Source organism: Amycolatopsis marina, assembly GCF_900111885.1.
Classification (GTDB): Bacteria; Actinomycetota; Actinomycetes; order Mycobacteriales; family Pseudonocardiaceae; genus Amycolatopsis; species Amycolatopsis marina.
Window position 1 is genome coordinate 112,089 of record NZ_FOKG01000017.1, and the last position, 12,591, is coordinate 124,679.

Consider the following 12,591-nt stretch of genomic DNA (forward strand, 5'->3'; position numbering starts at 1 on the left):
ATGCGACGCAGGCGAATCTGCCTACCGAGGTGCATAAGGGATGCCTTTCCTTGGAGTCGTCGAGGGTCAGTTCGGTCAATGTCCAGTCAGGAACTCGACCGGCCACAGGGTGACCTGCGGAACGACTGCGAGCAGGGCGAGTACAACGATCATCACCACGTAGAACCACCGGCTCGCCGACGCGACGCGCTCGATGCTGAGTCTGCTGATATGGGAGGTGGCGAAGAGGGCTACGCCCACCGGTGGCGTGACGAGGCCCATGGACAGGCAGGCCACCAGGAACACCACGAAGTGGAGCGGATCGATGCCGACCTGCTCGACCGTCGGCATCAGGACGGGTACGAGGATCAGGATCGCCGCGATGACGTCCATTACGGTGCCGATCAGGACCAGCAGAACACCGATGACGAGCATGACGACCATGGGGTTTTCCGATATTCCCAGGACAGCATCACTGATCCGCACCGGCAGGCCGTCGATCGTGAAGATGTAGGCCGCAATACTCGCAACCATCGCGATGAACAGCACCGTGCCAGTGGTCACGCCAGACCGGATGAGGATCGTCGGTACATCACGCCCTTTCATCTCGCGATAAAGCACGAACCCCACCAGAAGGCTGTACACAACGGCCAGACCAGCCCCTTCGGTAGGGGTCACCACACCACTGAAGATGCTGATGAGGATGATCACCGGTGCGCCCAGCGCCGGTACGGCGACGAGGAGGCACCGCGCGACTTCACGCTTGGACTTTTTCGAGACCGTCCCATATCCGTGCCGGACAGACAGCACGTAATTCGCGGCCATGAATCCTGCAATGAACAGGACTGCCGGACCAATGCCTCCGGCGAGTGCGCCGCCCACTGACACACCGGCCGTAGCGGCCGCGATGATCATAATGATGCTGGGAGGGACGACCGACGAGAGCACCGAGGTGACCATCGTGATGGCTGCGGCGTAGGGCCGTGGATACTTGTAGTCTGTCATCGCTTTGATCTCGATGGCACCTAGGCTTCCGACGTCCGCGACGGATGAGCCGGACATGCCACCGAAGATCGTGCTGGCCACGACGTTGACGTGCCCGAGGCCTCCACGCCACCGCCCCACCACGGAGTCCGCGGCAGCAAATATCCTGTCGGCGATGCCACCCATCGACATGACGTTGCCCGCCAGGATGAAAAGCGGCACAGCGACGAGCACGAAACTGTTCATCGACGTGTACATCGCCTGCGGGACAAGGGATAGCGGCAGGTCGAAGATCACAAGGGTCACGGCGACACCGATGCCCAGCGAGACGGCCAGGGGCACGCCGAGCAGGGCCAGGACTGAGAAGATCGCGATCAGTGTGTAACTCATACCGTCGTCATCTCCCCCCGCTCGAGCCGCTCGCGAAGTTTGGGCGAGCGATAAACGGACTGGATCACAGCGACGATCGCGAGCACGGCGGAGCCGACGATCGGCAGCGTAACGAGGTACATCCCGAGCCCGAGAGCAGGTGTCCGCTCCTGACTGTTGAACTGCTGTACCACCAGCTCCCAGCCTTTGACCCCCACGATGAGAAAGAACGCGACAGTCGCGGCAACGTAGAGGTGGACGGTGAGCCGTTGCCCCACGCGTGGCAGCTTGCCGATGACGAACGCGATGCGGGCATGCTCTGCGTGTCGGAAGCCGGCGGCCAGACCCATGAAGGTGGCGTAGATGAAGAGGATCCGCGTTACTTCCTCGGTCCATGGGATCGAGGCTCCGAGCCCACGCGACACGACCTGCAACGCGACCGTCAGGACCATGCCGCCTACACCTACCAGGACAAGCGCGTCGACCACCTTCCAGAGTGGACCGTGTGGCTGCAGTCGTGCGCTGCCCAGAGCGTAGTGCTCGCCTGTCTCCTCGATAGGGGGACCACTGTCTGGAGGTGACGTGCCAGAGGGTGAGTTGTTGCCACCATCTCGCTGCCCGGTCACCTGCTTATCGCGGCGGTGGCCATCGTCGAACATCAGCTTCGGCCAACGAACTCGAGCGTCGTCTGAAAGAAATCTGCTCCAATCATTCCCTCGAACTGCGGGTACAGCTTCTCCGCCTCGGAAGCGAACGCGGCCTGCTGCTTAGCAGTGAGTTCGTTGACCTCCATACCCTCGGCCGCCAACTGATCGATCGCCTTGGAAGCCTCCTCGTCATCGAACTGCCTCTTGAAGTCCGCTGTCTCCTGCGCAGCCTCCCGAAGAACCTGCTGATCCTCCTCTGCGAGGCCGTCGAACAGTTCCTGGTTCATCGCGAGGATGTATCCGTCGACGATGTGGTTGGTCAGCGAGAGGTAGTCCTGGACCTCGTAGAACTTGTTGGCCAGGGGCACCTCGACGGGGTTTTCCTGTCCGTCGATGGCGCCGAGTTGCAGGGCGCTGTATACCTCCTTGAAGTCCATCGGCGTCGGATTCGCGCCGAACGCCGTAAAGGTCTTCACCCACAGATCGTTTTGCGGGACGCGGATCTTGAGGCCCTGGAAGTCGGAGGGCTGCGTGATCGGCCGCTTGGAGTTGGTGGTCTGACGGAAGGTTCTGGTCATCATGGCCAGTCCCTCGGTGTCGAGCTTGCCCAGCGACTCCAGGAGGGTTTGCCCGGGCTCTCCTTCGAGATAATCGACGTACTGGTCGAAGTCCTCGAAGAGGTACGGCACACTGATTGCGTTCATCCGAGGCTCGAAGGACGCGTACACCGAGGTGGAGAGGATTGTGGCGTCAATCGAGCCATTCTGGACCTGGTTGACGGCGGCATTCTGGTCACCGCCGAACAGCGTCCCGTCCGGGAACACCTTCACCTCAATGTTACCGCCACTGTTTTCACTGACCGTGTCGGCAAAGTGCTCCGCCGCGACACCGACAGCGGACTGCGCCGGGTCGCCGACGGCCAGCCTGATAGTGACTTTCTCACCACCTGCGCCGGTGCCTCCGTCGGCATCCCCACACGCGCTCAACGCAAGCGCCGTGACTGCGATGACCCCGGCAATTCGTGTCCTCATTCGGCTTCCTTAGGGTTGGCCTGTGCCAGGGGCGGGTCCGTAACTGTGCCCTGGACTATTGCGGTGAGCTTTTCCTCCGCTGAAGAGATGTGGGCGACCAGCGACCGCGCGGCCTCCTCGGCGTCGCCGCGGCTAAGTGCCTCGCAAACCATGCGATGTTCGCTGAGGCTTTGGTCGACCCGGCCGTGATAGCGGTAGGACGTGAAGTGGCGGAAGCGATCGAGTTGCACGCAGACGATCTCGTAGGCCTGGATGAGCCGCCGATTTTCTGCCGCCGCCACGATCGTCCGGTGGAAGTCGTCGTCCACCTTCAGATACCGGGCAATGCGTTCGGGGTCCATCGGGGTCGTGAACTCGTCGAACAGGGAGACGAACCACGAAAGCCGCTCCCGATCCCACTTCACCATCCGAAATAGACCTGCGGGCTCCAACAGGCGCCGGAGTTCGAACACTTCTGCGACGTCCTTTGCGTCCAAACCCGAAACTGCCCAGCCAACTCGGCCGCGCCGGACTACCAACCCGGTCGACTCCAGTTGCCGCAGCGCGTCACGCACTGGCGTGCGACTGACGCCGAGTTGCTCTGAAAGGTGGCGGTCGCTCAACAACGCACCGGGTTCAAGGGAGCAGTCGATGATCGCCTGCTTCAGGCGCTCATAGGCCTGGGTTCCGACGTGCTGGGTTACGAGAGGGGCAAGTTCCACGCCGTTGGTATACCAAATTCCGAATCCCGTACACCATGAGCGTTATGGACTTGTTACCCTGCCGAAGGCTGGTGGAGGCGGCTCACCTGCTCGCCCAGCGGAAACGGCCACCCGGCGTTCTGTCGGCATCAAGACTGCTTCCCGGTGCTGGGCCATGTCGTGCGGACGCCGCCGCTCGGCGAACTGTCCCCCGGCCTTGGAGTCTGGATAGTTGCTACCGCCGAGCGACGTGATCGACAGGTGGGGGAGAAGACCCAGTTGTCGTGCTGGGACGGGAGGTCAGAGGCCCTAATGCGACCTGGCCGATCAGCCCGCGGCCTTGGTTGCCGTTCGTCCTTGGAGTGAGCCGAACGCCAATCAGGAGGTTGACGGTATACCGGTATACCTACATACTCGTCCGATGCGTGAAGGTTCCTTGATCAAACCTCAGCGTGTGGTCAGCTTGAGTGACCGTGTGTTCGAAGCACTGGAGGACGCAATCGTCCGGTGTGAGCTCAAGCCGGGCGAGGTCGTGACGGACCGGACGCTGAGCGCGCGACTTGAGGTGAGCCGGACGCCGGTGCGCGAGGCGTTGCAGCGGCTCGCGGCATCCGGGCTGGTCGCACCGCGCGACCGTGGAGCGGGGTGGGAGATCGCCGGATTCGACGAGCGCGACCTGAGTGAGCTTTTCGAGCTTCGGAAGGCGCTCGAACCCCTTGGGCTGCGCCAACTGCTCAGTGGTAGTGAACCCCAGCCGCGCGAAATTCAAATTCTGGGCAGGTTCTTCGACGACTTCGAAGAACCGATCGAGGTCGCGGAGTACTCTCGGTATTTCCGGCGCGATAATGAGTTTCACAAAGAGATTGTCGCGTGTACTGAGAACAATCGGATCATTGGCTTTTACGGGATTGTGGAAAGACAGATCGATCGTGGACGCCATTTCTTGTCGACCGGCTATCAGGGTCGGATCGAGGAGAATCTGGCCGAACACAAGATGATTACGAGGGCGATCGCCGAACGTGACCTGAACCGAGCGATCGACGCTCTGCTTCACCATCTCACTCGAGGCGAAGAACTGATGGTCGAGCATATCAAGACGGAGCGTGCGGCGGGCCGTTTCTGACCGCGCGCGTCGAGGTATTCGGTTTTCGACCTTATGTGCCTCGGTTAGATGCGGCTTGTCGTGCAGGAGGATTAGTGAGTAGGTCAGTGCAGCCCAAAAACGTCCAGTTGCGTGAGCGTTCCTCGCTGCGTGAATTCGACTACGAGATACCCACCAGGATTGTCGGCGGCCCGAATGTGATCGCGAGGTTGCCCGCGGAACTCGACCGGTACGGGGTGCGCAGCCCGTTGGTCATCACAGACGCGGGTATCAGGTCGGCCGGGGTTCTCGATGTCGTCCTCGCCGCTCTGCCCGGCGGTCGGGACTCGGTGGCGGTGTTCGACGCGATCGAATCCGATCCGACGACCGACTCGGTGGACGCCGCCGCGCGGATGATCCACGACGGCGGGCACGACGTGGTGGTGGCGCTCGGCGGGGGGAGTCCGCTGGACGCGGCGAAGGCCGCTGCGGCAGTGGCCATATCGGGCCGGCCGGCCCTCGATCTTGTCGGTCCCGAGAAGGTTGACGTCGCGCCCCTGACTGTGTTCGCTGTGCCGACCACCGCGGGCACAGGCAGCGAGGTCACCAGGTTCTGTGTGCTTAACGATCCGGCCTCGCAACGCAAGGTCAGCATCTCGTCGATGCGTGTGACACCTAGGCTGGCGCTGCTCGACCCCGAACTGACAACTGGGTTGCCTGCGGGGATCACCGCAGCAACCGGCTTCGACGCGCTCGCGCATGCCGTGGAGTCGTACGGCAGCGTGTGGAACAACCCGATCTCCGAGGGACACGCGAGGCACGCCGTCACGCTGATTGGCACTCACCTGCGCGACGCGGTGCACGATCCGACCAATCGGCAGGCACGGATGGGCATGTTGGCCGCGAGTTGTATCGCCGAACTCGCGGCCAACTCGACCAGGCTCGGCCTTGCCCACGCGCTGGCGGTTCCACTGGGTGCCGCGCACAAAATTCCGCACGGTGTCGCTGTGGCGCACATGCTTCCCGAGATGTGCACATTCAACGAGCGGGCCGAGCCGGGCCGCTACGCGGAGCTAGCCCGGTGTCTGGCCCCCGGGGCGGATCGCCTTGCCGACGCCGTGCGTACACTCCGCTCCGATGTGGGCCTGACCACTCGTCTACGCGATTGGGGCGTAGGCGAGGCGGACTTCAAGCCGATAGTCGAGATCGCGCTAGGTAGTGATAACACCCAGGCCAATCCCCGAATCGCGGGCGAGAGCGAACTCACCGACCTGCTGCGCGCCGCCTTATGAGCAACGGCAACGTACGGCGTCCCGAGAGCGATCTGGTTTCCTTCGCCACCCAGGTGCTACGCGCGACCGGCGTGGCCGGTCGCGCCGCCGCTCTGGTGGCCGAGAGCCTTGTCGACGCCGATCGGCACGGTGTCTCCTCGCACGGCCTGATCCGGCTGCCGATCTATGTGAGGCGGCTTCGTGAGGGCATGGTCGACCCAGTGGCGGTTCCTACGGTGCGGATGTCCGGCGCACGTGCAAGCGTGGACGGCCGCAACGCGATGGGCGCTCTGGTGGCCACGACCGCGGTGGACGCGGCCTGTCGGCTGGCCGACGAGTACGGCATCGGTGCCAGTGCTGCGAGAAATAGCAACCACTGCGGCACCATGGGTTTCTACGCCCGCGGCGCTGCCGAGCGTGGCTACTTTGCGGTGGCGATGTCCAACGCGCCGGTCACCATGACCTATCACGGCGGACGGACTCCGGCGGTCGGTACCAACCCACTCGCGGTGGCCGTTCCCCGTCCCCGGAAGCCGCCAGTCGTGCTCGACATCGCCTCCAGTGCCGTCGCGCGTGGAAAGATCATCGTCGCGGACAGCAAGGGGGAGTCGATCCCGCCGGGCTGGGGCATCGATGCCGGAGGCAGACCGACCACTGTCGCCGCGGAAGCGCTGAAGGGCGCCATGTTGCCATTCGCGGGCCCCAAGGGCTCCGGGTTGGCGCTCATGATCGACCTGCTGTGCGGTGTTTTCGCCGGTGCTGCCTCCGGAGCCGACATCGGCAATATGTACGAGGACTGGGAGCGACCACAGAATGTCGGCCATGCCTTCTTCGTGGCCGACTTCACCAGTCAGCTCGACCGTTACGGTGATGAGTTGGAGAACTTCCTGAGCTGGGTCGGTTCGCTACCTCCCACCGAGGGCCTCGACACTGTCCTGCTTCCCGGTGAACCCGAGCGGCGCGCAGCTCACCTGGCCGATGAACAGGGAGTATCGCTCAGCGCGACAACGTGGGCCGCGCTGAGCGTGTTGGCATCAGAACTGGGTGTGGATACACCGAGTGCACCTGCCTAGATAGGGCTCTCTCCCCGAATAAGCGACGATGTTCAGGACCAGAGCATGAAAATTGCTGCCATCCAGCCAACCTACGACGACTCGGTGCAGCGCCTGAGGTACGTCTGCTTGGACGCCGTCCGAGCTGTGGCACTCCGCTTTTCGTGTCTCTCAGCCGCTCGACAATGTATTGCGGTTGATCACCCAGCTGACCGGCAAAATCGACGCGGAGGTGTTCTCTAAAAACACCGGCCTCCGTGTCGTGGTGAACACGGTTAGCGCAGTAGCAATCCGCGCCCCGCACGCCCCACTCTGATTATCCACTGGAAGGACTGCTATGAATTCGCGACTTCGCCGCCTCTACGGCGTCGCAACGGCCACCGCCCTCACCGTCACGCTCGTTGGGTGCGGCGACTCGGGCGACGATGCCGATGGCGCCAAGGCTGAGGGAGACAGCCAGCAGGAGAACGTCTCGCTGACCTTGGGACACGTCTGGCCAGAGAAAGACCCGCAGGCCGAGGCGACGGCCCGCTTCGTCGAGGCGGTTGCCGAGGAAACGGACGGCAGTGTGGAGATCGAGGTCTTCCCTGCGGGGCAGGCCGGCGGGGACCGGGACATCCTCGAGGGCCTCGCCCTGGGAACGACTGACATTTGGGTTGGTGGCGCCGGCGTCTACAATGCGGTGAGCGACGTGGGCGAGTTTTTTGTGACGCCCTTCATGTTCGACAGCATCGATGAGGCCGCAGACGCCTACAGCGGCGAACTCGGTGAAGCCGTACGCCAGAGGCTCGACGAGGAGACGGAAACTACCGTCATCGGCCTGTGGCCGCGCGGCCCCCGCCACATTACTACGAACAAGGCGCTGAACACCCCGAACGATCTCAGCGGCCTGCGGATCCGGGTTCCGGAGAACCCGATGTTCATCGAGGGGTTCGAGGCGATGGCGGCCAACCCCACGCCGATGGAGTTTCCTGAAGTCTTCACCGCGCTACAGCAGGGGACCATCGATGGGCAGGAGAACCCTCTCGCGCTGATCCAGTCCTCCGGGTTCGCGCAGGTGCAGTCCCACCTGAACCTGACAGGCCACATCATCGAGCCGCTGGCGCTGGCTATCTCGGACAGCGCCTGGGAGTCGCTCTCGGAGAGGCAGCAGGAAGGCATCCGCAACGCCTCGGACCAGGTGAGCGAGGAGTTCCGCGACGAGGTGAAGCAGCAGGAGAAGCAGCTTCGCGAGGAGCTCGAGGGCGAGGGGATGACGGTCGTCGAGCCCGACATCAACGCGTTCCGGAAGAGCACGCAGCCCGTTCGCGAGACCCAGGGCAGCGCCTTCGTCGACCTGTACGAGCTGGTGGAGCAAGAGTGACTTCCGCGGCCGAAGGCCCTGGTGCGCGGCCGTCGGCCGCGGCCGCCGAGAGCCTGGACCCGGAGGACCTTCCCGCCGTCGAAGGTCGGTTCAGCAAGGCGCTGGCCGGCGTCTGCGTGGTGCTCCTCATGGGCGTCCTCGCCACGGTCCTGCTGCAGGTTGTTATGCGCTACGGCTTCAACAGTCCACTCACATGGACCGACGAAGCGACCCGGCTGCAGCTCGTCTGGTTAACCTTCATCGGCGCGGCCCTGGCCTACAGAATGGGGTCGGACATCGCGGTGGACGCCCTGGAGCAGCTCGCCGCCAAACGCTGCTGGACGTGGGTCGCCAGTTCCGCGGTCGTGATCATCCAGGGGACGATCGCGATTGTGGCAGTGATCTTTGTCGTCGCGGGCTGGCAGCTCGTCCAGGCGACGATGGCCAGGGATACTCCCGCACTCGACATCCCCGTGGCCACCTTCTACGCGGCGGTCCCGTCATGCGGCGTGCTGCTGCTGCTGTCGCTCGCCGAGCGGGCTTGGCGCGCGAATCGCGCTCGCGTCGAGGGAGGGACAGAATGATCACCGGCATCCTCCTGCTGGTCGGGCTCCTGGTCCTGATCCTCGTCGGCGTGCCGGTCAGCTACGCTTTTCTGGCGACGGCTGCCGTGTACCTCCTGTTCGTACTCGAGCTCCCGGTGGTGACCGTGGCGCAGCGAGTGGGCACTGGGGCCGACTCGTTTGCGCTGACCGCGATACCACTGTTCCTGCTTGCCGGGTCACTGATGAATGCAGGAGGGATCACGCGGCGGCTGATTAACTTCGCTAACCTACTCGTCGGTTGGCTGCCCGGCGGCCTCGGCGCCGTCAACATCGCCGTGAGCGTTTTCTTCGCCGGCATTTCTGGGTCAGCTGTCGCCGACGCGTCCGCCGTCGGGAAGGCTATGATCCCCGGGATGGTCCAGCAGGGCTACCCGCGGTCCTTCGCTGCGGGCGTCACCGCAGGCTCGAGCATCGTCGGGCCGATCATCCCGCCGTCGATCCCGATCATCGTTTACGGACTCGCCTCGGGGCTACCGATCGGCGCGCTGTTCCTCGCCGGAGTCTTCCCGGGGCTGCTCTTCGGCTTGGTTATCCTCATCATGACCGTGCTGATCTCCCTTCGTCGCGGCTACCCTCGGATGCATCGGATCACGTGGAGCCATGCGTTGACCGCCACGAGAGACGCCATAGCGGCGCTGATCATGCCGCTGATCATCGTCCTGGGGATCGTCTCAGGGATCTTCACCGCTACTGAGTCAGCAGCGATCGCCGCCTTCTATGCCCTGCTGCTTGCCGCTGTCTTCTATCGCGAGCTTAACTGGCGGGACATCCCCAAGGTCTTCCTCGAGACGGCCGTGCTGAGCGCCGCGATCCTGTTCATCATCGCTTTGGCCAGCGCCTTCGGGTGGGTGCTGATCCGGTCAGGGTTCCCGCAGGTGCTCTCGGGCGCTTTGGCCAACTCCGGGCTCGGGGTCGTCGGCGTCCTGCTGCTCATCAACCTCGCGTTGCTGGTCTTCGGCATGTTTATGGAGAGCAACGCCGCGATCCTGGTGTTCACGCCGTTGCTGCTCCCGATCGCGGCCGCTCTGGATATCGACCCGATTCATCTGGGCATCATAATCGTCTTCAACCTCATGATGGGTCTGCTGACGCCCCCCGTCGGCATGTGCCTGTTCGTGACGTCGTCGATCGCCCGGCTCCCGGTGATGACGGTGGCCCGTGCCGCCTGGCCGTACCTCGCCTCGGCTGTCGTGACGCTGATTGTCATCACCTACTGGCCGCCGTTGACCACTTGGCTCCCGAGTCAGTTCTAAACCATTTTTGGCGTTGCCCCGATCGCGGACTTTAGCTGCGCGGGTTGCTGCGCTCATGCACCACACCTAGGCTCCCCGCAACATGCTCGTTCGCAATGAGGGGGAGCGACGTTGGCCGCACTGACTCAGCTGCTCAACTCCTGACGAAGGGAGACGTATGGCAGGCCCGGGGTTCGAGAGTCCAGCTGTTTCCGACGCTATGGAGCATCTCGGCCTGCCGACCGGCGTCGTCGATGGACTGACCAACGTGCCGACCGACATCCTGAGTGCCATCGGGTTTGCCCGTACCGCGACAGTGGTGGACTCCGACGAGGCGAACATCCCCGGCTTGGCCGAGTACCTGGACGAGGCCCAGGAGGGCGACATGTTGGTCCTGGGTTGGGAGGCGACATCCGTTGCCTCCGTGTGGGGAGGGCTGGCGGCCACTCGGGGGTGCGCGGGGTTGGTCAACGCCGGCTGGATCCGGAATCTTGCCGACGTGTCGGAGCTGCGACTCGCGGTCTGGGCCCGCGGTGCGACACCGTGCAGTGGCAAGGGCAGGCTCGCCGTCACGAACGTGGGTGCGCCGGTAACCGTGGGAGGTGCCGTGATCAACGACCGCGACCTTGTCATCGCCGACTCCACCGGGATCTGCGTGGTTCCGGGCGCCCAGTGGTGGTCGGTCCTCGCGTACGCCGCTCAGCTCCAGGACCGGGACGAGGCGTTCCGGCAGGCGCTCAGCACGGGAGCCGGCTTCTCCTCGGCCCGCAGAGAAGCGGGCACGATGTGAGGCCAGTGTTGACGCCGCTCGCCGCAGAGCTTGGACCAACCGGTGGCTGAGTGGCAGCCCAGCGGTGAGCCGCACATCGGGATTATCGGCTGTGGCAGCATCGGGTCCCTGCTGGCGGCGCATCTGACTCTCGCTGGTCGCTCCGTCAGCGTTGTCGACAGTTGGTTCAGGAACGTGGAGGAGATCCGTGGCCACGGAGTGGAGATCCAGGCGCCGGACGAGGCCGTGCGGGCACGGATCGACGCCCACAACATCGACGAGGTACAGAACATCGCGCGACCACTCGATGTTCTGCTTCTCGCGGTCAAGGCGTACGAGAGCGCGAACGCGCTGGCACTGATGGCCCCGCTCATTCAGGACGACACCATCGTCGTCCCCGTGCAGAATGGGATGGCCGAGGATTGGATTGCGAACGTTCTCCCGCGGGGGCGGCTGGTCGGCTGCGCGGTTCATGTGCCGGCGGAGCTCACCGCGCCAGGTCGTGTCAGGAGGTACCTTCCGCGAGGTCGGCGGACTTTCAGCCTTGGCGCCGTAGGGGGCGACTCGATCGCGCCCGCGCAGTATCTCGCCGAGCTGATCCAGCCGGCAGGCGACACCGAGTTCGCCGCGGACCTGCCGGCTGTGAAATGGGCAAAGCTCGCTGTGAACACCATGACTAATGCGCCGGCCGGCCTGACCGGGTGGACCACGAACCGGTTGTGGTCCGATCCGCGATCGGAACCTCTCATCACCCGAGCGGCGGGGGAGACGCTGGCCGTGGCCGAGGCGTCAGGCGTGCAGCCTGCGCTGGTCTTCGGACGTATTCGCCCCGAACTGTTCCACCGGGCGGTGAGCGACCATGGCGCGGAGGCGGAACTGTCAGCGGCGATGGCCGAGATGGCCGCGGAACGCACCGGTGCTTCCGAGAGTAGACCTTCCCTGCTTCAGGACGTCGACCGAGGCCGCCGAACGGAAGTGAGCTACCTCAACGGGTTCGTCGTGCGACAGGGCGCCACCCGCGGTGTGCCCACCCCGGTGAACGCGGCTCTGCATGATCTTGTGGCAGAGATCGACAGGGGTCGCCTGAAGAAGGCGCCCGGGAACATGGACAAACTGCGTGCCCTGGTCGGGTGAGCAAACAGGGAACCCGGCACCCCAGTTCGGACGCCTAGCCGTCGTCAGATCGGTAGGAGTTGATGCGTTCGCGGGCATCGGGGTCGGCGAACACCTCAGCGAACTCGCCGACACTCGCGTCTATTGCTGCCCGCAGGCCGACGTTCTGCCAAGTCTCGAACAGGCGCTTCTGCGCTGCCATCGCAACGGGGGAGTGCCCTGCGACTGCTCGGGCCAGGTCGGTGGTGACATTCTCGAGTTCGTCCGGTGCCACGATCTTGTTGACGAATCCGTGCGCGTCCAGTTCGGCGACGCCATACAGGCCGCCGGTGAGGAGCAACTCCTTGGCCTTACCGAGTCCGAGATGTTGTTGGAGCAGTGCGGCATCGAGCACCGAAGGGATCCCGACCTTGGAAACACATCGCCGAGCCGATCC

At 64.1% G+C, this 12,591-nt stretch carries 13 protein-coding genes; 8 read left to right on the forward strand and 5 right to left on the reverse strand.

Annotated features, from left to right (window positions below):
* Positions 1-75: 75 nt before the first annotated feature.
* The 4 genes from BM199_RS24740 to BM199_RS24755 form a co-directional block, all read right to left on the reverse strand.
* Positions 76-1,353: a TRAP transporter large permease gene (locus BM199_RS24740; RefSeq protein WP_091676053.1), complete on the reverse strand. Its 1,278-nt coding sequence runs from the start codon at positions 1,351-1,353 to the stop codon at positions 76-78.
* Positions 1,350-1,820, reverse strand: coding sequence for a TRAP transporter small permease (locus tag BM199_RS24745; RefSeq protein ID WP_177242773.1), 471 nt, complete (start codon positions 1,818-1,820; stop codon positions 1,350-1,352). Before BM199_RS24745 ends, BM199_RS24740 begins: the two co-directional genes overlap by 4 nt.
* A gap of 170 nt (positions 1,821-1,990) precedes the next feature.
* Positions 1,991-3,010, reverse strand: a complete 1,020-nt coding sequence (locus tag BM199_RS24750) for a DctP family TRAP transporter solute-binding subunit (protein WP_091676059.1) — start codon at positions 3,008-3,010, stop codon at positions 1,991-1,993.
* Positions 3,007-3,711, reverse strand: coding sequence for a GntR family transcriptional regulator (locus BM199_RS24755; protein WP_091676062.1), 705 nt, complete (start codon positions 3,709-3,711; stop codon positions 3,007-3,009). Before BM199_RS24755 ends, BM199_RS24750 begins: the two co-directional genes overlap by 4 nt.
* A gap of 400 nt (positions 3,712-4,111) precedes the next feature.
* On the opposite strand from BM199_RS24755, the gene BM199_RS24760 reads away from it, so the two are divergent.
* The 8 genes from BM199_RS24760 (at position 4,112) to BM199_RS24795 (ending at position 12,176) form a co-directional block, all read left to right on the forward strand.
* Positions 4,112-4,813, forward strand: coding sequence for a GntR family transcriptional regulator (locus BM199_RS24760; protein WP_091676065.1), 702 nt, complete (start codon positions 4,112-4,114; stop codon positions 4,811-4,813).
* A 74-nt stretch (positions 4,814-4,887) separates the two neighbouring features.
* The gene (locus BM199_RS24765; RefSeq protein WP_177242774.1) at positions 4,888-6,063 is read left to right on the forward strand and encodes an iron-containing alcohol dehydrogenase family protein; all 1,176 of its coding nucleotides are present in this window, start codon (positions 4,888-4,890) and stop codon (positions 6,061-6,063) included.
* Positions 6,060-7,115, forward strand: coding sequence for an Ldh family oxidoreductase (locus BM199_RS24770; RefSeq protein WP_091676069.1), 1,056 nt, complete (start codon positions 6,060-6,062; stop codon positions 7,113-7,115). The genes BM199_RS24765 and BM199_RS24770 overlap by 4 nt, the downstream gene beginning before the upstream one ends.
* A 316-nt stretch (positions 7,116-7,431) precedes the next feature.
* Positions 7,432-8,457 carry a TRAP transporter substrate-binding protein gene (locus BM199_RS24775; protein ID WP_091676072.1) on the forward strand — a complete coding sequence of 342 codons (1,026 nt, stop codon included), beginning with the start codon at positions 7,432-7,434 and terminating at the stop codon, positions 8,455-8,457.
* On the forward strand, positions 8,454-9,020 hold the full coding sequence (locus BM199_RS24780; RefSeq protein WP_091676073.1) for a TRAP transporter small permease: 567 nt from the start codon (positions 8,454-8,456) through the stop codon (positions 9,018-9,020). Before BM199_RS24775 ends, BM199_RS24780 begins: the two co-directional genes overlap by 4 nt.
* A complete protein-coding gene (locus BM199_RS24785) occupies positions 9,017-10,294 on the forward strand; it encodes a TRAP transporter large permease (protein WP_177242775.1) in 1,278 nt (425 codons plus the stop codon). Before BM199_RS24780 ends, BM199_RS24785 begins: the two co-directional genes overlap by 4 nt.
* A 157-nt stretch (positions 10,295-10,451) precedes the next feature.
* Positions 10,452-11,063 carry an RraA family protein gene (locus BM199_RS24790; RefSeq protein WP_091676079.1) on the forward strand — a complete coding sequence of 204 codons (612 nt, stop codon included), beginning with the start codon at positions 10,452-10,454 and terminating at the stop codon, positions 11,061-11,063.
* Positions 11,064-11,105: 42 nt separating this feature from the next.
* Positions 11,106-12,176, forward strand: coding sequence for a ketopantoate reductase family protein (locus BM199_RS24795; protein ID WP_177242776.1), 1,071 nt, complete (start codon positions 11,106-11,108; stop codon positions 12,174-12,176).
* Positions 12,177-12,210: 34 nt separating this feature from the next.
* On the opposite strand, the gene BM199_RS24800 is transcribed toward BM199_RS24795, so the two are convergent.
* On the reverse strand, positions 12,211-12,549 hold the full coding sequence (locus tag BM199_RS24800) for an enoyl-CoA hydratase/isomerase family protein (protein WP_177242777.1): 339 nt from the start codon (positions 12,547-12,549) through the stop codon (positions 12,211-12,213).
* Positions 12,550-12,591: the final 42 nt, after the last annotated feature.

Coding starts and splice junctions, on each gene's coding strand:
- BM199_RS24740 (WP_091676053.1), bottom strand. CDS start 1,353: ATGAGTTACACACTGATCGCGATCTTCTCAGTCCTGGCCCTGCTCGGC.
- BM199_RS24750 (WP_091676059.1), bottom strand. CDS start 3,010: ATGAGGACACGAATTGCCGGGGTCATCGCAGTCACGGCGCTTGCGTTG.
- BM199_RS24760 (WP_091676065.1), top strand. CDS start 4,112: ATGCGTGAAGGTTCCTTGATCAAACCTCAGCGTGTGGTCAGCTTGAGT.
- BM199_RS24770 (WP_091676069.1), top strand. CDS start 6,060: ATGAGCAACGGCAACGTACGGCGTCCCGAGAGCGATCTGGTTTCCTTC.
- BM199_RS24775 (WP_091676072.1), top strand. CDS start 7,432: ATGAATTCGCGACTTCGCCGCCTCTACGGCGTCGCAACGGCCACCGCC.
- BM199_RS24785 (WP_177242775.1), top strand. CDS start 9,017: ATGATCACCGGCATCCTCCTGCTGGTCGGGCTCCTGGTCCTGATCCTC.
- BM199_RS24790 (WP_091676079.1), top strand. CDS start 10,452: ATGGCAGGCCCGGGGTTCGAGAGTCCAGCTGTTTCCGACGCTATGGAG.